This is a genomic window from Microvirga sp. 2YAF29 (assembly GCF_052114605.1).
Classification (GTDB): Bacteria; Pseudomonadota; Alphaproteobacteria; order Rhizobiales; family Beijerinckiaceae; genus Microvirga.
On the sequence record NZ_JBFRFB010000001.1, the window covers coordinates 26,328 to 49,233 of the forward strand.

General features: G+C 61.3%; 14 protein-coding genes and 1 pseudogene. 12 read left to right on the forward strand and 3 right to left on the reverse strand.

Going from position 1 to position 22,906, the window contains the following annotated elements:
- The first annotated feature begins 1 nt into the window (after window position 1).
- Window positions 2-1,114 (forward strand): ABC transporter permease, encoded by a 1,113-nt coding sequence (locus tag AB4Y85_RS00145; RefSeq protein ID WP_441982824.1) that lies wholly within the window; start codon window positions 2-4, stop codon window positions 1,112-1,114.
- A 34-nt stretch (window positions 1,115-1,148) separates the two neighbouring features.
- Here the strand turns inward: AB4Y85_RS00145 and AB4Y85_RS00150 are convergent, their stop codons facing one another.
- Window positions 1,149-1,421 carry a response regulator transcription factor gene (locus AB4Y85_RS00150; RefSeq protein WP_441982825.1) on the reverse strand — a complete coding sequence of 91 codons (273 nt, stop codon included), beginning with the start codon at window positions 1,419-1,421 and terminating at the stop codon, window positions 1,149-1,151.
- A 72-nt stretch (window positions 1,422-1,493) separates the two neighbouring features.
- On the opposite strand from AB4Y85_RS00150, the gene AB4Y85_RS00155 reads away from it, so the two are divergent.
- The 11 genes and pseudogenes from AB4Y85_RS00155 to AB4Y85_RS00205 all read left to right on the forward strand — a co-directional run bounded on the left by AB4Y85_RS00155 (window position 1,494) and on the right by AB4Y85_RS00205 (window position 21,306).
- Window positions 1,494-1,712, forward strand: coding sequence for a hypothetical protein (locus tag AB4Y85_RS00155; protein ID WP_441982826.1), 219 nt, complete (start codon window positions 1,494-1,496; stop codon window positions 1,710-1,712).
- 539 nt (window positions 1,713-2,251) lie between these two features.
- Window positions 2,252-4,972 (forward strand): Ig-like domain-containing protein, encoded by a 2,721-nt coding sequence (locus tag AB4Y85_RS00160; protein ID WP_441982827.1) that lies wholly within the window; start codon window positions 2,252-2,254, stop codon window positions 4,970-4,972.
- Between the two features lie 6 nt (window positions 4,973-4,978).
- The gene (locus tag AB4Y85_RS00165; protein ID WP_441982828.1) at window positions 4,979-7,165 is read left to right on the forward strand and encodes a CHASE2 domain-containing protein; all 2,187 of its coding nucleotides are present in this window, start codon (window positions 4,979-4,981) and stop codon (window positions 7,163-7,165) included.
- Between the two features lie 418 nt (window positions 7,166-7,583).
- Window positions 7,584-8,459, forward strand: a pseudogene (locus AB4Y85_RS00170) (MBL fold metallo-hydrolase); the annotation flags it as partial.
- 90 nt (window positions 8,460-8,549) lie between these two features.
- Window positions 8,550-10,862 carry an FdhF/YdeP family oxidoreductase gene (locus AB4Y85_RS00175; RefSeq protein ID WP_441982829.1) on the forward strand — a complete coding sequence of 771 codons (2,313 nt, stop codon included), beginning with the start codon at window positions 8,550-8,552 and terminating at the stop codon, window positions 10,860-10,862.
- Window positions 10,859-11,677, forward strand: coding sequence for a formate dehydrogenase accessory sulfurtransferase FdhD (gene fdhD, locus AB4Y85_RS00180; RefSeq protein ID WP_441982830.1), 819 nt, complete (start codon window positions 10,859-10,861; stop codon window positions 11,675-11,677). Before AB4Y85_RS00175 ends, fdhD begins: the two co-directional genes overlap by 4 nt.
- Window positions 11,678-12,089: 412 nt before the next feature.
- On the forward strand, window positions 12,090-14,003 hold the full coding sequence (locus AB4Y85_RS00185; RefSeq protein WP_441982831.1) for an autotransporter assembly complex protein TamA: 1,914 nt from the start codon (window positions 12,090-12,092) through the stop codon (window positions 14,001-14,003).
- A 2-nt stretch (window positions 14,004-14,005) separates the two neighbouring features.
- Window positions 14,006-18,310 (forward strand): translocation/assembly module TamB domain-containing protein, encoded by a 4,305-nt coding sequence (locus AB4Y85_RS00190; RefSeq protein WP_441982832.1) that lies wholly within the window; start codon window positions 14,006-14,008, stop codon window positions 18,308-18,310.
- 292 nt (window positions 18,311-18,602) lie between these two features.
- Window positions 18,603-19,535: a ring-cleaving dioxygenase gene (locus AB4Y85_RS00195; protein ID WP_441982833.1), complete on the forward strand. Its 933-nt coding sequence runs from the start codon at window positions 18,603-18,605 to the stop codon at window positions 19,533-19,535.
- A gap of 88 nt (window positions 19,536-19,623) precedes the next feature.
- Window positions 19,624-20,244 (forward strand): alpha/beta hydrolase, encoded by a 621-nt coding sequence (locus AB4Y85_RS00200; protein ID WP_441982834.1) that lies wholly within the window; start codon window positions 19,624-19,626, stop codon window positions 20,242-20,244.
- A 117-nt stretch (window positions 20,245-20,361) separates the two neighbouring features.
- Complete coding sequence (locus tag AB4Y85_RS00205; RefSeq protein ID WP_441982835.1) at window positions 20,362-21,306, forward strand: pirin family protein; 945 nt, start codon at window positions 20,362-20,364, stop codon at window positions 21,304-21,306.
- A gap of 3 nt (window positions 21,307-21,309) precedes the next feature.
- On the opposite strand, the gene AB4Y85_RS00210 is transcribed toward AB4Y85_RS00205, so the two are convergent.
- Both AB4Y85_RS00210 and AB4Y85_RS00215 read right to left on the reverse strand, forming a co-directional pair.
- The gene (locus AB4Y85_RS00210) at window positions 21,310-22,101 is read right to left on the reverse strand and encodes an ABC transporter ATP-binding protein (RefSeq protein ID WP_441982836.1); all 792 of its coding nucleotides are present in this window, start codon (window positions 22,099-22,101) and stop codon (window positions 21,310-21,312) included.
- Window positions 22,098-22,874, reverse strand: a complete 777-nt coding sequence (locus AB4Y85_RS00215; RefSeq protein ID WP_441982837.1) for an ABC transporter permease — start codon at window positions 22,872-22,874, stop codon at window positions 22,098-22,100. The genes AB4Y85_RS00210 and AB4Y85_RS00215 overlap by 4 nt, the downstream gene beginning before the upstream one ends.
- Window positions 22,875-22,906 lie beyond the last annotated feature (32 nt).

Genomic DNA, 22,906 nt, shown 5'->3' on the forward strand with positions numbered 1-22,906 from the left:
CATGTGGTGGACGCGTCTCAGAGCCCTGATCGTCAAGGAACTGCTTGCGGTCCTGCGCGACCCCAAGGGACGCATCGTCCTGATCGCTCCGCCGATCATCCAATTGGTTGTCTTCTCCTATGCGGCGACGCTCGAGGTGCGCAACGTGGACATCATGGTGCTCAATCGGGATGCCGGCCGCTGGGGCTATGAGCTGGTGCAGCGGATCGAGGGTTCTCCGACCTTCCGCAAGGTTTCGTTCACGAACTCGCCCGACGTTCTTCATGAGGCTATCGACCGGCAAACCGTAATTGCCGCCGTGCAGATATCTCCGACCTTCTCGCGCGATGTGGAGGCCAAGCAGTCGACCGACGTGCAGATCATTCTCGACGGACGCCGCTCCAACGCATCGCAGATCGTGGGCGGCTATCTCAACCAGATCGTGGCCGGCCTGTCGACAGATACGCCTGCCGGGCAGAAAAACGCCTCCAAGACGGTCACCGTCATGCCGCGCAACTGGTTCAACCCAAACCTGATCTATCAATGGTTCATGGTGCCCAACCTGATCGGCAGCATCGCGCTTCTGATCGGTCTCATCGTCACGGCCCTGTCCATTGCCCGCGAGCGCGAACTCGGCACCTTCGACCAGCTCATGGTTTCGCCGTTGAGAACCCATGAGATCCTGCTCGGCAAGCTGCTCCCGCCCATGATGATCGGGCTCGTGCATATCACCATCTATATTCTGGCCGCTCTCCTGGTGTTCGGCATCCCGCTGCGCGGCTCCATCGGATTGCTCTATGGCAGCTCGATCTTCTTCATGGCGTCCATCGTCGGGCTCGGGCTGTTCATCTCCGCGCTGTCGACGACGCAGCAACAGGCAATTCTAGGTGCGTTTCTCGTTCTGGTTCCCGCCATGCTGCTTTCGGGCTTCGCGACGCCTATCGAGAACATGCCCGAGTGGCTGCAGCCCGTCACCTACATCAATCCGCTACGTTATTTTCTCGTGATCGTGCGAGGCGTTTTTCTGAAGGACATCCCGACTGGCGAGGTTGTCTCGCTCACAGTGCCCCTTGCGCTGATCGCAGTCGTGACCTTGGGAATGGCCGCATGGCTCTTTCGGGCAAAGCTCGAATAGGCGGCAAATCGAGCCCGGCATAAAATGCCGTGATTCATAGCCTCGTCGGCAGTTCCATGTTCTGCGCAGCCCAAATGGCTGCTTGAGAGCGGTTGCCGACGCCGATTTTTTTGAGGATCGCCTTGACGTGAACCTTGATCGTCGCTTCGGCCACATTGAGGTTGCGCGCGATGACCTTGTTCGGAGCTCCTTCCGTCAGCCAGCTCAACACCTGAGTTTCCCGGTTTGACAGAAGCTTCTTCTGCGCAGGACCAAAAATTTTCTCGGCGTCGAGATCGGCTTCAGGCGGAGTTTCCTGCTCGTTCACAGGCGCTGCTATGGCTTTGAGGATCAGTTCCGATGAAACGACGACTTCTCCTAGCATGACGAGCTGCATGGAATGAACCAGAACTTCCGGGCTGCTGCTCGCAAGGCAAATTCCATCCGCCCCCGCATGGTGAGCGGCAAGGACCGCATCGGCGTCGATATGATCGGTGAGGAGGATCAGGCGAGATTCCACGGTCAATGTTTTCAGGTCCTTGATCAAGTCGACCAAGTCCATCGGACAATGTTTTTCATCGATGATGAAGAGATCGGGAATGGAATGTTCACAGGCTGATGGGTGAGCCGGGCCGTGAAAATCGGAATCCGCCAGGAAAAAGTCCGTGCCTTCGAGGAGTTGCTCCACTCCCCTGCGGATCAGGGGGCGGCCACGAAAATGAACTCGTGTCACAGTGGCTTCCCGAACGCTCGCGCGAAGCGCCTGATGCTGAGGGGCGTGATCCATTAACATGAGGATTGTTCCATCCTTGGGGGCCAACTCTGCATTCGAGATCCGCGTCGCGGATCCGCTTTACCTGCTTGGATGCAGAACGGATGGCGTCGAACCTTATTCCGACACCGCAGAAATTTTCTGTGTCGGTGGGGCATAGTTGGGCACTACGCTTCCGGGTGTTCGAATTCAGCTCCAATAACTTGGCTCGATTCAGGTCGCGCTGTGAGTAATCCTAAAGAAATCAAGTTCGCTGCTCGATAACATGGCTACCTGTGATAAAATCATCATCAAGAAATCGGACAGCTGATCGCGCCTCTGAGATTTCATTCTCGTAGGAATGTCTTGATGAAAGGGGTATCATTCATCAGGCAGAGGACTCGGCCGTGCTCAAATCTGCGGTTGGCATCAGCATCTACGACATCCAGATCGATGCCGCGGAAGCATCGGGCCGTCCCGATGATGCCGAGCCGTCCATTATTTTTCCCGATCAGGACCTGCTCTTTACCGGTGATTACAGAAAATCCGGAACCGACCTCGTGCTTACAGGGCACGAAGCGACGGCCATCATCCTGAATTACTTCACGAGAGAGCGACGCCCAAGCTTGTTGACGCCCGAAGGCGCCGGTCTGACCGGTGAAACCATCGAATCCCTTACAGAGGACGAACAGTCGGAGCGATATGCCCAGAGTGCTCAAGCAGCCGACTTGCCGACATCGCGGGCTCCGATCGGTCGTGTGGAAAAAATCTCCGGGTCCGTGACGGTTCTGCGAAATGGATTTCCTGTCGATCTGCGCATGGGTGACACCGTCGCAAAGGGAGATGTCGTTCAGACGGGCTCGAACGCATCCGTCGCGATACGGTTCAACGACGGAACAGTGTTTCTCCTGTCTGCCGATGCCCGCATTGTCCTCAACGATATGGTCTACGCAGCGGGGTCAACCTCCAACTCGTCACTGATCACGCTCGTGCAAGGCGTCATCGGCTTCGTTGCGGGACAGATCGCCAAGACCGGCGACATGAAGGTGGATACGCCTGTCGCGACCATGGCGATCCGCGGGACGGCCGTTCATGCGGAGATTTCGGCAGTGAGTGGGGTAACCAAGATATCGGTGTTGACCGAGCCGGATGGACATGTCGGCTCGATCACGCTCTTCGACCGCAGTAACCCGTCGCGGGTGCTCGCCTCGGTCTCTGACCCTCGAACGGCAACCCTGCTGACCCCCGTTGCCGCCGCAGACCCACTGGTCACACACATCACCAAATCGGCAGACGATCTTCGTGGCGACAATGATTTCGTGAGAAGCCTCTTCCAGATTTTCACGCCGCAGCCGCAGAGAAGAGGCAGCAGTGACTCTGACGATGAGCTGATCGTCCCGGCGAACTTCCAGATGTCCATCGATCCGCCCGATCAGAATCCTCTCAACATCAAGTTCGTTGTGCCAGGGCGTCCCGAAACTGGCCTTGAGATCGCGCCGAGCATACCATTGCTGCCGAATCCTATCCGGGGCAGGGCGGTCGAGGATGGACCGCTTGCACGGCTTGCCGCCCTGAGCGGCTTCGGCACGTCGGACGATGGTGCCGCCGGGCCGTACGTGATCCTGCCGGCATTCTTGCCTGCGGGCGTGAGATATATCGAAAGCTCGCGGAGCTTCACCCTCGATCCTTCCCATCCAGCTTATCAGCATCTGGGTCAGGGAGAGACCGCGGCCATCGCCGTCAACTACACCCTCCTGATCGACGGGGCACGTATTCCGACTTCAGCCTCATGGACCGTTTCAGGCCGAAACGACGCTCCCATTGCAGGGGATGACATCATTGCCGGTGCCAGCGAGACCGGACGGACCACTCTTGCCCTTCGCGCAAATGATCGCGACGTGGATGGTGACGCCCTTCGCGTCACCGGTTGGACCGCTCCTCGCGAAGGCACCCTTCACCTCGACGCATCAGGAAACCTGGTTTTCGATCCTGGTAAGGACTTTGAAGCTCTGAGCGCCGGTCAAACGGCAACGATCTCCTTCGATTATACGGTTTCCGACGCGAAAGGAGGAAGCGACACCGCGCATGCGACCCTGACAGTGAAGGGTTCGGGAACATTCTCCGCGCCTCAGGCAACATCCTCGGCGGGCGGTACGCTTGGGTTCAACGACCAAGCCGTTGCTCTCAAGCTTGCTACGCAGTCGGCAACAACCGCATCTACTGCCGATCTCGACCTCATCATCAATCTCGCCCCCGTCGTACAGCCGCAGATGAACATTCTGTATCTCGTCGATGTGTCCGGCAGTACATTCAGCCGTTTCAATGGTGCGCCGGTTGGCGATTTGAACAAGGATGAGCATTCGAACACGGTACTGGATGCGGAAATAGCGGGCCTCATCACATTGACCGAGCGCATCAGGGAACTCGGATTCTCTCCACACGACGTCTCGGTCACGGTCATTCCCTTCAACGGCGGCGCCGACCCGACTTCCGATTGGAGCCCACACGAACTGGCCGTCACGGCTGCCACCTTCAATCTCGGAGGTGTGGGCGACGGTACGATTGCCGATTACCTCAAAGGTCTCGATGCGGGCGGGGAGACGAACTTCGCCGAAGCGTTGCGCGCCGCCAATGCCAGATTGGCCGGTTTGGATCAGGGCAATGAGAGGAACATTCTATACTTCCTCTCCGATGGCGCCGGGCGAGGATCGACCGAGGGCGAACTGGCGCGGCTTAACAATGACTTTGGCGCGGAGATCGTCGCAATCGGAATGGGAGCGGGGTCCAACCTGTCGCAGCTGAATGCCATCGACAATACAGGCGGAGCCTCGCGTCTGACCTTTCCGGAACAGATCGAGACATGGGTCCTGGGAACTCCCGTTAAAAGCGGAGAGGTTGCCGATATCGATATCTTCGTGAACGGGTATGAGATCGCCGGAATCGGCCGAGATAACCTCGTCGCTACAGCCAAGGGTTGGTCGCTCGATCTTACGACCGGCGGTCTGAACCGCATCGTGGGCGACCAGAACAACGTCTCCGCGCTTGTCACCTTCACAAGCGGAGAAGTGTTGAGAACCGAGCTGACCATCGCAGGCGCGCTGCCTCGCTCCACCGATCTGGTCTTGTGAGGTGCCATGGCGTCTCTTCTGAGGGGCATGCGGCGCATCGGGATGGGGCGGATCGTCGGCCTTCTGCTTCTCGTCGAGCTTCTGGCGCTGCGGGTCTGGGATCCAAGCCCTATCGAGGCCCTGCGCCACAAGTCTTTCGATATCTATCAGATCCTGCATCCACGCGACGCGCATGACGATCTTGTCGCCATCGTCGATATCGACGAGCGTAGCCTGCGAGCGCTGGGCCAGTGGCCATGGCCGCGAACGATCATGGCCGACATGCTCTCGAAGATCGCCGAGCGCGGCAGCATCGTGATCGGGTTTGATGTGCTCTTCCCTGAGCCGGACCGCAGTTCGCCGGAAGTCGCGGCCGAGACTTTTCAGGGGCTCGATCCGGAGACGAGGGAAAAGCTTCGGCAACTTCCCAGTAACGACATCATTTTTGCCGAAACCATTCGGGCGTCGAACGTCGTACTTGGGCATTCGGGTTATCGGGTGTCGGGGGCAACACCGGTTGCGCAGCCTGCATTGCAATCGGGCATCGCGACCATCGGCCCCGATCCACGTCCATTCCTGACCGATTTCCCCCACCTCCTGCAGAACCTTCCGGTTCTGGATGCAGCGGCGCGGGGGCACGGCATCTATTCGATGAATCCTGAACTCGACGGCACCGTCCGCCGCGTTCCGCTCGTGGCTCTCGCGAATGGCGTCGTCGTCCCGTCGCTGGCTCTTGAGATGCTGCGCGTCACCGCAGGTTCGAGCGCCACCCTGATCAAGACCGATGCCAGCGGCGTTCGCAGTATCGGCGTCCAGGATCTGGAGATTCCCACGGACGGCAGGGGGCGGATCTGGATTCATTTCTCGCCTCACGATCCTGGCAAGTACATCTCCGCCATCGACCTTCTGGAGGGGCGGGTGCCTGCCGAGCACATCGCAGGCAAGATGGTGCTGATCGGCACCTCCGCCGCCGGTCTTCTCGATCTGAAGGTCACCCCCGTTCATCCGGCCCTTCCCGGCGTCGAGCTGCACGCGCAGCTACTGGAGAGCGCGCTCACGGGCGCAACCCTCAGCAGGCCGAGTTATACGGCCGTCGTCGAGCTCGCGCTTGCAACGATCCTGAGCCTCATCCTCATCGCTTCGGCGCCGAGGGTGGATGCGGGAACGCTTTTCGTACTGGGCGGCATGACCGCCGCCGTGACCCTTGGGCTCTCCTGGTATTGCTTTAATTATCTTCACCTTCTGATCGACTACACGTTCCCCCTGATATCGAGCTTGCTCGTTTACGCGGTTTTGGTCTGCACCAATTACGTCACCGTCTCGGCAGACCGTTACAGGATCAGATCCGCCTTCAGCCAATATCTCTCGCCCGATCTTGTCGAGCAGCTGGCGCAAAAGCCTGAGAAGCTCACTCTCGGCGGGGAGCAGCGCGAATTGACCGTCCTCTTCTCCGATGTTCGCGGCTTCACGACGATCGCCGAATATTACAAGGACGATCCGCAAGGTCTGACGGCCCTCATCAACAAGCTCTTTACCCCGCTGACCCGCGATATCATGGAGCGTCATGGAACCATCGACAAGTATATGGGCGATGCCATCATGGCCTTCTGGAATGCGCCTCTCGACGATCCATCCCACGAGATAAATGCCTGCGAGGCGGCGCTTGCGATGCTGGACAGCCTTCGGCAACTCAATGAACAGCATAAGAGCGAGGTTGCAGACGAAAAGCCGGTGCCGCCGCTCAATATCGGCATCGGGCTGAACACCGGCCTATGCGTCGTCGGCAATTTCGGGTCCGATCTGCATTTCAACTATTCCGCCATTGGCGACGCCGTGAACCTGGCCTCCCGCCTCGAGGGACTGACGAAACAATACGGAGTCCCCATCATCATTGGCGAGAAGACCGCGCAGGCCGTCCGCCACCGTTTCGCCGTGCTCGAAATCGATTATATGCGGGTGAGGGGGAAGAACGAGCTGGAGCGGATCTTCACTGTTGTGGGCAATGCCGATGTCGCCCTCACAACGGATTTTCAGACGCTGAACGAACGCAATTCCGCAATGCTCGATGCCTATCGCAGCCAGGAATGGCAACGGGGTCTGGAGATCATTCTGCTGTGCAGGGAGCCCGGCAAGAATTTCGGGCTCGATGACTATTACGATCTCTACATTCAGCGAATCCGTCGCCAGATCGATACGCCTCTATCGGCCACGTGACTGCATAGTATTAGCCCGTGAGATCTAACGCTAGGCTATCCCTTTGCGCGCCTTCACTGCGCTCTCATTCAAGAATAGCCTCGTCCCCCGGCACATGAGCCTGATTTCGACGCGGAGACGACAGACGCATGGCCGCGTCATCGTTTCATGCAGGTGACGGCGCAACCCTGTCCATGGGAAGCCGGTGGAGGGCATGATCGCCGCTGGATCGATCTTGGATAATGAGGCCATCTCGCCATGTCCAAAAGGTTGGAGGGCCCAGAGGCCCAATATCGGATTGTGCCTCAGCCACGATCCCGATTAGGATACTTGTCGGACATCCGGCAATCGCCAGGCGCCGGACGCGGATTCGTGAAAAGATCAGAGGGTCATGAGCACAGCGCCTTCAACTCATCCGGTCGAGGAGCGGCCCAAAAGCCTACCTCAAGTCGATGCCTTCTTCGAACGGCGCACATGCAGCGTTCAATATGTCGTGACCGATCCCGGAACACGGCGCTGCGCCATCATCGATCCGGTTCTCGATTATGATGAGAAGTCGGGATCGGTTGCCACCTGGTCGGTCGACGCTCTGCTGGCCTTCGTGCGCGATCACAATCTTACCGTCGAGTGGATTCTGGACACGCATCCTCATGCGGATCATTTTTCGGCCTCCGCATATCTGAAAGACAAGACCGGCGCGAAGGCCGCCATCGGTGAGCGAGTGGTGGATGTGCAGAAGCTCTGGAAGAAAATCTACAATCTTCCGGATGCCTATGCCACGGATGGCTCGCAATGGGACCGCCTTTTCGCGGATGATGAGGTTTTCCAGATCGGCTCGATGGATGTGCGTGTCCTGTTCTCCCCCGGACATACGCTCGCATCCATCACCTACGTGATTGGAGACGCCGCCTTCATCCATGACACGCTTTTTATGCCCGATTTCGGCACGGCACGTTGCGATTTTCCGGGTGGAGATCCGCGAGCCATGTGGCGTACCATCCAAGGTATTCTCAGCCTGCCGGACGATACGCGGCTCTTTCACGGGCATGATTACATGCCCGGCGGACGCGCTCCCGCATGGGAGAGTACGGTCGGCAGGCAGAAGGCAGAAAACGTCCATCTTCAGAAGGCCGGCAGCGAAGATGAGTTCGTGGCGCTGCGCCAGGAACGGGATGCGAAGCTGCCGATGCCCAAGCTGATCCTGCATGCCCTTCAGGTGAACATGGCAGGCGGACGTCTGCCTGCGCCGGAGGAGAATGGGAAGCGTTATCTCAAGATCCCTCTCGACGCCTTGCCGGACGCCGTATGGGATTAGTATCCGGCTTCGCTGGAACGGTCAGGCTTCCCGATCATTGTCATCATTTAAGTTGATCTCCGCTTATGCGGCGAGGGGAGCCCGACCGGCATGAATGACGAACCGAAGATCAAGCCCTATACCGGCCCGGCGGGCGGCTGGGGTTCCGTTCGATCCGTCGAGAGCATCCTGGCGAAGGAGAAACGGCTCGTCAGCGGCAACGCGATCCTCCTCAAGCAGAACAAGCCCGACGGTTTTGCCTGTGTGAGCTGCGCCTGGGCCAAGCCAGCCGAGCCGCATCCCTTCGAATATTGCGAGAACGGCGCCAAGGCGACGGCATGGGAACTCACCACCAAGCGTGTGACGCCGGAGTTCTTCGCGAAGCATACGCTCTCCGAATTGCGCACATGGACCGACCACGAGCTGGAAGAAGCAGGGCGCCTCACGCATCCCGTGCGTTGGGACGCGGCCTCGGACAAGTACGTTCCCGTGAGCTGGGAAGACGCGTTCCGCGAGATCGGGCATGAGCTGAAGGCTTTCGACCCGCGTGAGGTAGTACTCTATTGCTCCGGGCGCGCATCCTTGGAGACCTCCTATATGTGGGCGTTGTTCGCGCGGCTCTACGGCACGAACAACCTGCCGGATTCCTCCAATATGTGCCACGAGAGCACTTCGGTGGCCCTGCCGGAGAGCATCGGCGTGCCTATCGGCACCGTCACCCTCGATGACTTCGAGAAGACCGACTGCATTCTTTTCTTCGGGCAGAACGTGGGAACGAACAGCCCACGCATGCTGCATCCTCTCCAGGAGGCCTCGAAGCGCGGCGTCCCCATCATCGCATTCAATCCGCTGCGCGAGCGGGGTCTTGAGCGGTTTACCAACCCGCAGGCGCCGACAGAAATGCTCACCGGCGCGGAGACGCGTATCTCGTCTCAATATTACCAGGTGAAGATCGGCGGCGACATCGCAGCTCTGATGGGCCTGGCGAAGATCCTGATCGAGGCCGATGACAGGGCGCGGGCGGAAGGCAAGGATCCGGTGCTCGACCACGCCTTCATCACCGAGCACACTCACGGCTTCGAGGAATTCGCGAAGGCTGCCCGGGAGGCCTCATGGCCGGAACTGGAACGCCGCTCCGGCTTGTCCCGCACCGCTCTGGAGGCCGCGGCCACGACCTATGCCCGGGCGAATTCCGCCATGGGCATCTACGGCATGGGCCTGACCCAACACAAGGCGGGCGTCGAGAATGTGCAGATGCTCGTGAACCTGCTTCTCCTGCGCGGCAATATCGGCAGGCCTGGAGCCGGTATCTGTCCCGTGCGCGGCCATTCGAACGTGCAGGGGCAGCGCACGGTCGGCATTTCGGAAAAGCCCGAACTCGTACCTCTCGACAAGCTCAAGGAGCAATACGGCTTCGAGCCGCCGCGCTGGAAGGGCATGACCACGGTGGAAGTCTGCGAAGGCATCATCAAAGGTGAGGTGAAGGCCTTTGTTGCGCTCGGTGGAAACTTTGTGCGGGCGGCGCCGGAAACGGCCGCTTTGGAAAATAACTGGGCCAATATTCGCCTGTCCGTCCAAATCTCCACGAAGCTCAATCGCAATCACCTTATTCCCGGCGAGATCACCTACATCCTTCCTTGCCTTGGGCGCATCGAAATCGACGAGCAGGCGACCGGACCGCAAGCGGTCGCCGTGGAGGATTCCACAGCCTGCATTCACGGCTCGAAGGGCATCGCGAAGCCTGCGAGCCCCGAACTTCTGTCCGAGCCTCGGATTGTCGCGGAGCTTGCCAAGGCGACGTTGACGCCGAACCCGCGCGTCCCCTGGGATGAATGGGTGGCCGATTACGCGCTCGTCAGGGATGCCATCGAGGAAACCTACCCGGATGATTTTCGTGGCTTCAATGAGCGCATGTGGAAACCCGGCGGCTTCCACCGTCCCGTCGCGGCCCGCGAGCGCAAGTGGAAGACCAAGACCGGAAAGGCCAATTTCATCAAGCCGAAGAGCCTCGAAGAGGATCTCGGGATTGCGGAGACGGACCGCAACATCCTGAAACTGATGACCGTGCGGTCCAATGACCAGTTCAACACGACCGTCTATGGCCTCCATGATCGCTTCAGGGGGGTCAAGGGCACACGTATGATCATTTTCATGAACCGCGACGACATCGTCCGCCTCAATCTCGAGGAAGGCGACATCGTCACGCTCACGACCGCGGTCGATGATGGGGTCATACGCCGAGTGTCGGGATTGCGGGTGGTACCCTACAACATCCCCGAAGGCTGCTGCGCCGCCTATTATCCGGAATGCAATCCGCTGATCCCCGTGTGGCATCATGCGGACAAGAGCAAGGTGCCGGCTGCGAAGTCGATCCCGATCCGCATTTCACTTGCCGAGGAACAACCTACCGAGGCCGCCGAATGACGATGCATCAACCGCCCGTCATTCGGTTGCCGCGAGTGAGCGTGGTCGGGGCTGTCTCATCCGCAGGCGAGCGCACGGTGCCGGAGGAAACGCCCATCGCGCTTACCTATAATGGATCGACCCATGCGGTCATGATGGGCAGCCCTTCCGACCTTGAGGATTTCGCTTACGGATTCAGCCTCTCTGAGGGCGTCATCTCCGATCCCGCCGATCTGGTATCCATCGAGGTTGTGGACCATGAGAGCGGCTGCGAGATCCGGATGCGGCTTTCCGATCGGTGCGCGCAAGCTTATCAGGTGCGAAGGCGCGCGTTGGCAGGGCCTGTCGGCTGCGGCCTGTGCGGGGTAGAATCCTTGGCCGAGGCAGCGCGGCCCGTTCAGCACGTCGTGAGCGATTTCAGATTGTCTGCGGATGCCATATCGACAGCGATGATGGACCTTTCCCTCGCGCAGCGTCTCAACCGCGAGGCGCGCGCCATTCATGCCGCTGCGTTCTGGAGACCGCAGAAGGGCATCGTCGCCATCCGTGAAGATGTCGGCCGGCACAATGCCCTCGACAAACTCGCTGGAGCTTTGGCGGGAGCTTCAGAGGAATGCTCCAATGGGATCGTCCTGCTGACGAGCCGTGTCTCGGTTGAGATGGTGCAGAAAACGGCCCGCATGGGAACACCGATCCTCGTTGCCATATCGGCGCCGACAGCATTGGCTGTGCGGGTTGCTGAGAGCTGCGGCATCACATTGGTGGCGATTGCGCGTGGCAATTCATTTGAGGTCTTCACCCATCCAGACCGTCTCATGATGGGACAATCACGTTAGCGCGACATCACCCCGGTCGGATGGCACGAGGACAGGGCTGCGCTAGGTAGCCCCCCGCCTATTGATAGTTACAATATGACATTGCGGCCATTGCGCTTGAATGATCCTACGGGATGTGGATTGTGGCGAAGAGTAGGTGCCCGACCGCGATTTCGCCCTATTTGGACGCGAAGTCTTGGGCATTGCCTACAGCATCGGACCAAAAAGTGGATTTGCGCTTTTTGGGTTGAGCCGATGCTTTCACTCTCTGAAGAGAGCATCGTTCGCACGCAAAACCGGGTCCACTTTTGCGCACGATGCTCTAGGTCAAAATTTGTAACGAGTAGTTAGGGGAAACGTGGCTCAAAGGGTATGGTCGGGAACCAGGAAATATTCCGCATTGGTCGTCCTTGCAGGACTCTTGTCCGGTGGCTTGTCGATTCAGCCGGCCATTGCGTTTGATTTCTTCGGTCTTTTCGGTGGCGGCGAGGATGCGCCACCGCCGCCGAATGCGACGACGCTTCCTTACTCCCTGGACTTCACCGTTACGGGCAATGAGCGGAGTTTGCAGCAAACTCTCAAGGATGCCTCGACTCTCCGCAGCCTGACGGACGATCCCCCACCCGATGCCGAGTCCCTGGTGCGCCGCGCCGAGGCCGATCTTCCGCGCCTGACCGATGCTTTGTGGGGGGCAGGGTACTACAATGCCCGCGTCGCCATCTCGGTCGCGGGAGTGCCGCTATCCCTGCAACAGCCGGGCTCGGCCTCGGCGATCCGGGCAGCGTCAGCCTATTCCGCGCGGGCGCTCGTGCCGGTTCAGGTGATCGTCGATCCCGGCCCGCAATTCGTCCTGCGGAACATCACGGTGTTGAATGCAAGGACGGGCCAGCCCTTTCCGCCTGAAGAGTTGCCGCCTCGCACCCTCGGTATAAAGTCCGGAGATCCGGCGCGTGGTGCCGACATCGTCGCCGCCCAAGCGCGTATCGTCGATCACTTCCGCGCCCAATCCCGTCCTTTCGCGAAGGTGACGCGGCAGGATCCGGTCGTCACTCACCCGTCTCAGGTCATGGATATCACCGTGGCGGTGGATGCGGGTCCGCTTGCGGGCATTGGCGCCATCACGGTTCGGGGCGCGGAAGGCGTCGATCCGGCGGTGGTGCGCTCGTTCATCTATACCGATCCGGGCGATCCCTATTCCCCTGCAACCCTCGCCTCGATGCGCAAGTCGATCCTGAATATCGAGGCGCTCTCTTCCGTCCGCATCCGCGAGGCGGATACGCTCGATGCCTATGGCAACCTGCCGCTCTTCGTCGATATCACCGAGCGGCCGCCACGCGTGATCGGCGCCTCGGTGCAGTACTCCACTACCGACGGTCCTGCGGTCCGGGCCTATTGGGCGCACCGCAACCTCTTCGGCGGCGCCGAGCGACTGAGGCTGGAGGGCAGCGTCTTCTACCTCACCGAGAATGGCGGCATCCCGGACAACGACAAGAATAAGGACTTCGACTGGAACGATCTCGGAGGGCGCTTCACCGCGAGTTTCCTGAAACCCGCGCTCTGGGGAACGCGGAACGATTTCCTCGCGGATGCCATGGCCGAGCGCGACCGCACGGAGAGCTATACAAGCCGTCGCGTCAATGTCACGACAGGCATCCGCCATCGCTTCAACGAGCGTTTCTCGATCCAGGGTGGCGTCGAGTACGAGAAGGGCCAGGCTTCGGACATTCTCGGTCAGATCGATTACACGCTCGTGGGCCTGCCGCTCTCCGTCACTTACGATTCCACGGACAACCCGCTCGATCCGACACGCGGCATCAAGCTGCTCGCGTCCGTCGCGCCGTACCCCGAGTTTCTGGGCTCCTCAGTTCCCATCACCATCGCGAGGGGTACGGCGTCCACCTATTTCTCGCTCGATGAGGAATCCCGCTATGTGCTCGCCGGCCGTATCGGCCTCGGCTCCATCGTCGGTTCCGACCTGGAGGATATTCCGGCCAACCGACGCTTTTACGCGGGCGGCGGCGGCTCCGTGCGCGGCTTCGCCTATCGCTCCTTGAGCCCCAAATTCGAGGGTGAGCCTATCGGCGGAAGAAGCCTTCTGGAGGGGTCTCTCGAGGCAAGGATCAAGATCACGGACACGATCGGCATCGTGCCCTTCATCGATGCAGGAACGGCGTTCGAATCGAGCTATCCGGATTTCGACGACTCCATCCGCGTTTCAGCGGGCTTGGGTCTGCGCTACTACACGGCCATCGGCCCGATCCGCCTCGATGTGGCCAAGCCCATCCGCCGCGAGCCGGGGGATGACCGATCCTTCGCCATTTACATCGGCATTGGACAGGCGTTCTGACCATGAAAACATTGCGCCGTTCCCTTATCCTCGTTGCCGCCGCCCTGGTTGTGGCGCTTGGCGTTCTCTGGATGGCATCCGGCTCTCCAAGCCGTGCGCAAAGCGACCAGAGCGCCCTGGCGAACCTGATCTCGCGCCTGCTGTCGACCCCGAGCACACAGGTCACCATCGGCGGTATCGACGGAGCGTTGTCGTCGAACGCGATCATCCGTGATGTACGCATCGCCGACCGCGATGGCGTCTGGTTGACACTCGACCGTGCTCGCCTTGTCTGGACGCGAACGGCGTTGCTGCGTGGGCGTCTTGAGGTCAATGAACTCGAAATCGACCGTCTGCAGGTGTCGCGAAAACCCGTCTCGACGGAAGAGGAGAAGGCTGCGGTCTCCGACGAGCCGCTTTTCCCCGAGCTGCCGGTGAAGGTGATCGTCGAGCAATTCCTTTTGAAGGAACTCGCGTTGGGCGAGCCTATACTCGGCACGCCCGCACGGCTCTCGGCGGAAGGTTCGGCCAATCTCGGCGATCCCGCGGAGGGATTGAAGCTCAACTTCACGGCACAGCGCCTGGATGCGGCCGGGCGCTTGGCGATCAATCTCAATTACGTGCCGCAGACCAACAGCCTGGCGCTCGACCTGAGCCATCAGGAGCCGGAAGGCGGCATCGCCGCCCGCCTGCTCAACCTGCCGGGGCTGCCGCCTGTGGACCTGAAGCTCGCCGGTAACGGCCCCATGAGCAACTTCGCGGCGCGGCTCGACTTTGGGGCGGGACCGACCATTGGTGCAGCCGGCACTACGACCGTCAGGCGTAACGGCGCTGCTTATCAGGTTGCCGCCAACCTCGATGCGAGGATCGAGGGGCTTCTGCCGGCGCCCGTCTCGCCCGTGTTCTCAGGCGTCACGCAGCTCGTCGGCAATGTGACGGTGGGCGACGATGGCGCTCTGCGCTTCCAGCCGGTTCGCATCACGTCGAATGTCGCCAGTTTCGACCTGGAGGGTACGGTCAGTGCGGGGCAGGCTCTCGATCTGACCTTGCAGGCCCGTGCTCTGCCGACCGATGGCACGACGACCCGCGCGGGCTCTGCCGAGATCCGTCGCCTGACCTTTGACGGGACCGTGCAGGGCACGCTCACGGCTCCTCGCATCAACGGTTCGCTCGATGCCGCCGGAGTGCGGCTGCCGCAGGGCGCGCTCGATGCCTTGACCGCACGCGTCACCATGAATCCGGTCAACGATGCGGCTCTGCCCGACCGCTTCTCCTTCGCGGTGGATGCGCGCGCCAGCGGCATTCAGCCCGCCGACAAGGCTCTCGCCCGCGCGCTGGGATCGACACTGGCGCTGAGTGCCAACGGCACCCTCGACCGCGATGGTGTTGCCAGCGTCGACAATGCCCGCCTCGAAACATCGACGGCTCAGGCCAGCTTTACAGGCCGGGTCGGGCCGATGGTTCTAGAGGGCAACCTCCAGGCTCAAATTCCAGCGCTTGCCCCATTCTCGGGCATCACTGGCCGAACGTTGCGTGGTTCCGCCTCCGTCACGGCGGGGCTCACCGGCAACCCACGACGCTCCGACATCGCGGCGAACGTGAATGCACAATTGCGGGAACTCTCGACAGGAACACCGGCGCTCGACGGCCTCCTGGGCCGCTCGGTCACGGCCAACGGCATCATGCGCCGTGTCCCCGGAGGCTTTGCCTTCGAGAACTTCCGTCTTGAAGGCGCTCATCTCGATGCGCGCATCGATGGCCGCGCGACGCAAAGCGCCGCCGCTCTGGGCCTCGACATCACCATCGACGAGCTCCGGCATGTTGACCCGCGTATCACCGCAGGCCGGGCCAATATCGCGGCGCGCCTGACGGGCTCGCTTGAGCGGCCCGATGTGAACGCAACGGCGACACTCACCGATCTGCGCGCACTCAATCGTCCGGTTCCGCGCCTTATGCTCAATGTGAACGCCAAGGATGTAACCGGCGTGCTCGATGCCGATGTGACGCTTGAAGGTCAGGTCGACAACAAACCCGCAACAGGCAGCCTTCATCTTGCTCGGCCCACGGATGGCGGTTGGCTTCTGAATCGGCTCGATCTCATTATTGGCTCAGTCGCCCTGAACGGCAATCTGCGTCTCGGTGCGGACCAGCTGGCGCAGGGGCAGGTTTCGCTGTCGGCCCGCAATCTCGATGATCTCACGCCGCTTGTGTTGACCAAGCTCGATGGCGAAATCGACGCGGAGATTTCGCTGAGCGCCGAGGGTGGCCGCCAGAATGCTTCCGTTGTCGCCAACGGCTCCCGTGTAGCTGCGGCCAATGTCGCGGTGCGGGACTTCGTGGCCCGCGTTTCCGTGTTGGATCTCTATGCCCGGCCCGTGATCGACGGCAATGTCCAGGCCGATGCGCTCAATGTTGGCGGCCAGACTTTCAGGACAGTGCGCCTCACGGCTGAAGGCACGCCCAATGCATCGCGCATCATCGCTTCCGCGATGGGGCAGGGGTTCGATCTCGACGCGGAGGGAACAGTGGTCCCGGGCGAAGCCATCCGCATCGATCTCGCCAGCTTCAATGCGCGGCGCGGAAACCGGCGCCTCGCCCTGGCTCAGCCCACAAGCATTTCACTCCGGAACGGTGTCGCCACCATCAGCAACCTGGTGATCGCGGTGGACCAGGGGCGGATTGGCGTCTCCGGCACTGTCGGCAGCCGTTTCGATCTTGCGGTCGATTTGCGAAACCTGCCGCTTCAGGCTGCCGAAATCGCCGTGCCAAATCTCGGTCTTGCAGGCAGCGTGAACGGCAACGCCACGATCAGAGGCGAGGCAAGCAATCTGACTGGGCGCTATGACCTGCGCGTTGCGGGTCTCGCAACGCCCCAGACCCGACAAGCCGGTCTCCCGCCTCTCACGATCTCCGCGAAGGGACAGATCGCCGACCAGCGCGCGACGGTCGATGCGGACGTCGCGGCAGGACGCTTTGGGACTTTGGGTGTTGCTGGCAGCGCTCCGCTCGATGCTGCGGGTGAATTGGCGCTGCGCGTTTCGGGCCGCACCGATCTGGCTGTCGCGAACGCCTTCCTTTCCACGGGCGGCCAACGCGTGACAGGCGCCGCAACGCTCGATCTCTCGATTAATGGCGCAATCGCCGATCCGCAGGTCCAGGGTTCGGTCGTGCTCTCCGGCGGCAGCTTTGTGGATTCCCTGCAGGGCGTTCAGTTGAACAACATCAACGGCCGGTTCGCCGCGCGCGGGCGCGTCGTCACCATCGAGAGCCTGAGCGCCGCCACGCGCAATGGAGGTTCCATTGCTGCGCGAGGGCAGGTGACGATTGACCCGGCGGCAGGAATGCCAGCCGATATCCGCATCACCGGCAGCCGCGCTCAGCTCGTCTCGAGTGAAACCGTGGACGCAACGGCGGATCTCGATCTCGCCTTGTCGGGCCCGCTCCTGAGCAGGCCGCGCGTCGCGGGACGGGTCAATATCATCACGATGAATGTTTCCGTGCCGGATCGCCTGCCGACCACCTTGCGTCCGCTGCCGGGTACAAAGCATGTCGAGCCGCCGCCAGCTGCCGCCGCGCGGCTCGCACTGGCACGCCGGCAGCAGGCCTCGACTTCGAGAGGGCCTGTATTCAGCGCCGATCTCGATCTCACCGTCACAGCGCAGAACCGCATCTTCGTGCGGGGACGCGGCATCAATGCGGAGCTTGGCGGAGATCTGCGCCTGCAAGGCACCTCGCGTGATCCGGTCGCTATCGGTGCCTTCGATCTTCGGCGCGGGCGCCTCGATCTCATCGGTCACCGCATCGAGTTCGTGCGCGGTCGCCTCGATTTCACCGGCGACCTCACGCCCTCCCTCGATTTCCTCGCTGAAACGCAGGCCGGTGATGTGACGGCGCGTATCGGTGTTACCGGACCTGCATCGCGGCCCGAATTCATCTTCAGTTCCAGCCCCGATTTGCCGCAGGACGAAATCCTGTCGCGGGTTCTGTTCCAGCGTCCATCCGGTGGTCTCTCCGCCGGGCAAGCGCTCCAGCTCGCGCAGACAGTAGCTCAGCTTTCCGGCGGGACCGGCTCTGATGCCTTCGAAGCGTTGCGCCGCTCGCTCGGTGTCGATGGGCTCGACATCAATCTCGGTGCGAGCGGTGATCCTACGGTCGGCGTCTCCCGCTACATCAGCGACAATGTCCGTGTCGGCGTGCGCGCGGGGGCTCGGCCGGAGGACAGCGGCGTCACGGTGGATGTGGACCTGACCCGCCGTCTTAAGGCGCAAGGCGCAGTCGAGGCAGACGGAGCGACGTCAGTCGGTCTCGGCTTCGAGATGGAATATTGAGCGACCAAAGACCGTCTGCGAGGGACGCCATGTCTGCTCAGGCTCAGGAAAGAGACTGGCGGCATGGTCGAGGCTACTCGTGAGCAGGGCGTCTGTAGATTATTGATGGATCCATCGAGTCCGAAATTCGGCTTTGGCCAAAAGCGCGTTATTTCAATAATGCAATGAACTTTACTAAATTGCAGTATTTATATTGCGTCTATGCAATGAAAGTGGGATAGCGCTTTGCTCGGATCGGCTTATCTCTGATGCAACACGGGGCGGCGATGCCCCGTTTTCAGAGGATACGACAATGCGTCAGAACGGCATTCACCACATCACGGCCATCGCAGGTCCTGCCCGCCGCAACCTCGACTTCTACACCAATACGCTCGGGCTGCGCCTGGTTAAGAAGACCGTCAATTTCGACGATCCCGGCACCTATCACTTCTATTATGGCGATGAGGCCGGGCAGCCCGGCACGATCCTGACCTTCTTTCCGTGGGAGCATGCGGCTCCGGGCCGTCTCGGCGTCGGCGAGACGCAGGAGACCGTCTTCCGCGTGCCGGAAGGCTCCGTCGGGTACTGGACGCAGCGCCTCATCGAAAACCACGCGCCGCATGAGCTGCCGCAGAAGCGCTTCGGCGAAACCGTTCTGTCCTTCAAGGATCCGGACGGCATGCGTCTGGCGCTGGTGGCAGTGCCCGGTATCGAGAACGAGCCTGCCTGGACAACAAGTGACGTTCCCGCCGAGCATGCGATCCGCGGCTTCCACAGCGCCAGCCTGCTGCTGGACAAGGCGGCTGCGACCGGTGCGATCCTGACAGACGTGTTCGGCTTCACGGAAATTGCCCGCGAGGGGACGCTCACCCGCTACAAGGCGGCCGATACGGCGCTCGGCGGCATCATCGATCTGCGTGAGGCCGGCGGCTTCCTGCGGGGCCGTCCCGGCGCGGGCAGCGTCCACCACATCGCTTTCCGTGCGGAGAACGATGCGGTGCAGGCGGAGATGGTCAAGCGGCTTGCCGAGAACCACGGCATCCACACCACGGAACAGAAGGACCGCGATTACTTCCGGGCCGTCTACTTCCGTGAGCCTGGAGGCCTGCTGTTCGAGATCGCGACGGACGCTCCCGGTTTCGCGGTCGACGAGCCCGCGGCATCTCTCGGCCAGGAGCTGAAGCTTCCGCACTTCCTGGAAGAAAGCCGCGGGGCCATCGAGGACATTCTGCCCAAAGTGGCCTGACGCGATCCTTCTCACCTCGCCGCCCGCATGTTGTGGGCGGCGAGGGTTCTATCGAATTAGCAGGGGTAAGCCCCGATCCGAGGTTCCCATGACCACCAAGAACGAACTCTCGTTCCTTCACCGTTTCGTTCCCGCTTCCGAGCCGGGCCGTCCGCCGCTCCTGCTGCTGCACGGCACCGGCGGTAACGAGGACGATCTCCTGCCGCTCGGGCGCATGATCTCGCCCGGCTCGGCGCTGGTATCGCCGCGTGGCAAGGTGCTGGAAGGCGGCATGCCTCGCTTCTTCCGCCGTCTGGCTGAGGGCGTGTTCGATGAGGAAGATGTGCGCCTGCGCGCGAACGAGCTCGCAGATTTCATCGCCGACCTGCGGGAGGTGTACGAGCTGCCTGCGCCCATCGCGGTCGGCTTCTCGAACGGCGCGAACATCGCGGCCGCCGTGCTGCAATTGCGGCCGGAAGCTTTGGCAGGTGCTGCGCTCTTCAGGGCCATGGTGCCGCTGAAGGATGCGCCTTCCGCCGATCTCACCAGCAAGCCGGTGCTGATCACCTCCGGCACGTCGGACCCGATCATCCCGGCGGAGAACGCCAAGCAGCTGGCTGCACAATTGCAAGCCGATGGCGCGATCGTCCAGCACCACATGCTGCCGACGGGCCATGGGCTGTCGCAGGCCGACGTGACGTTGGCGAAGGCGTGGATCGAGAAGCTCTGATGACCAGGGCGGGGAGGGTGCTTGATTGCCCTTCTCGCCGTTCTTTATGAACATACCGTCTTCTCAATTGCCCATTATGAGCAATCCACAGAGCCGAACAGGCAAGGAGGCAACCTCATGAGCTGGAATCCCGCCGATGATCCGAAGCCCGGCGACAAGCTTGCGTGCGAGGCGATTGAAACCGTAATCGTGCCCCGTGCGCGCGATCTCGGCGGCTTCGAGGTGCGCCGCGCCTTGCCCTCCGCGCAGAAGCAGATGGTTGGCCCGTTCATCTTTTTCGATCAGATGGGCCCGTCCGAATTTCTGCTCGGATCGGGCATCGACGTGCGGCCTCATCCGCATATCGGGTTGTCCACCGTGACCTACCTGTTCGACGGCGAGATCATGCATCGGGACTCGCTCGGAACGGAGCTGCCCATCCGTCCCGGAGAACTCAACTGGATGACGGCGGGGAGCGGCATCGTGCATTCCGAGCGCACGCCGCAGGACCTGCGCAGCACGGCCTCGAAGCTTTTCGGCATCCAGAGCTGGGTCGCTCTCTCCGCCAAGGATGAGGAGACGACGCCCGGCTTCGTCCATTACGATGCGGGCAACATGCCTGTGCTCAACGGCGATGGAAAGACCGTGCGCGTGATCGCCGGTTCCATCCTCGGTGCAAGCTCTCCAGTGACGACCTCAAGCCCGATGTTTTATGCCGATGTGGTGCTGCAAGCCGGATCCTCGGTGCCGCTCGATCCCGATTATGACGAGCGGGCGATCTATACGGTCTCCGGCGAGGTCGAGATCGCGGGAGATGTGTTCGGGCCAGCCCAACTTCTCGTGTTCCGTCCCGGCGACCGCATCACGATCAAGGCGCGCAGCAACGCCCGGTTCATGATGCTGGGTGGCGAGCCGATGGACGGCCCGCGTTATATCTGGTGGAACTTCGTCTCTTCGCGCAAGGACCGCATCGAGCAGGCCAAGGCCGACTGGAAGGCGGCGCGGTTCGACACGGTGCCGGGCGACGAGGAGGAGTTCATCCCGTTGCCCGAGCCGCCTCCGCCTCCCGTCAACTACCCTTGATCGTTAATGAGGTGCATCGGCCTGAATGGCTTCCACGCGGATCTCTTCTGTGAGATGGGCCTTCAGTTCCGAAAACTCAGGCGTGGTCTTCATCGTGTAGTGCCGGGGATGCGGCAGGCCTACGGGGATGTCGGCCTTGATCCGGCCGGGACGCGCGGTCATCACGATCACACGCGAGGCCAGAAAGATGGCTTCCTCGATATCGTGGGTGACGAAGAGCACGGTCTTGCGCTCCCGTTCCCAGATGCCAAGCAGCAATTCCTGCATCAGCCCGCGGGTCTGGTTGTCGAGGGCGCCGAAGGGTTCGTCGAGCAGCAGAATATCCGGGTCGTTCGCGAGCGCGCGAGCAATGGCCGTGCGTTGCTGCATGCCACCGGAAAGCTGCTTGGGATAATGGTTCTCGAAGCCGCGAAGGCCGACCTTTTCCGTGTAAGACGCGACAATGTCCTGCCGCTGCGATTTCGGCATGCCCTTTTCGCGCAGGCCATAGGCGATGTTTTCGGCAATCGTGAGCCACGGAAAGAGAGTGTAGGATTGGAACACCATGCCCCGGTCTGCGCCCGGGCCCTTGATCTCGCGTCCGTTGAGCAGCACGCGTCCACCGCTGGGGCGGTCGAGGCCCGCCACGATACGCAGGAGCGTGGATTTTCCGCAGCCGGACGGGCCGAGAATGGTGATGAAGTCGTTCGGCGCGACCCGCAGGCTCGTAGGTTCGAGCGCACGCACGGGCTCGCCGCCGCGCACGGCCGGGAACACGCGCGATACCTGGTCGACCTGGAGGACCGTGCTGCTCATGCGAGCCTCCAGGAGAAGAGAGAGCGGTTGAGCGCCTTGAACAGGAAATCGGAGATGAGGCCGATGACGCCGATCACGATGATGCCGAAGATCATCTGGCCGGTCGCAAGAAGCGCCTGGCTGTCGATGATCATATGGCCGATGCCGGAAGACGAGCCTATAAGTTCCGCCACGATCACATAGGTCCAGGCCCAGCCGAGCACGAGGCGCAGGATCTCCGCGATTTCCGGCGCATTGGCCGGAATGAGCACGCGCTTCACCACGCCATGATCACTGGAGCCGAGAGTATAAGCAGCCTCGACCAAGTCGCGCCGCGTGTTGCCGACAGCGACCGCCACCATGAGAATGATCTGGAAGACCGAGCCGATGAAGATGACGAGCAGCTTCTGCATTTCGCCGATCCCCGCCCAGAGAATGAGAAGAGGCACGAAAGCGGAAGCGGGTAGGTATCGCGCGAAGGATACGAAGGGCTCAAGAAAAGCTTCGAAGGATTTGTAGGCCCCCATCATGATGCCGATGGGAACGGCAATGGCCGCGGCTAGAATAAAACCGCCGACAACGCGCCAGACCGTGACGCCGATATCGCCCATGAAGCCGAAGCGCGTCAGCAGCAGCCAGCCATCCTGAAGCATGGTGATCGGATCGGCAAGAAAGGTGCGCGAGACGAAACCGCCGAGGGTCGCGAAGGCCCAGGCGGCGACAAACAGGACGAAGAAGGCAATGCCGAGCGTGGCGCGCTTGCGTTGGCTGACGGGTTCTAATGGGCGAGGCATGAGCGATCTGCTTGGCGCTCCGGAACCATGGC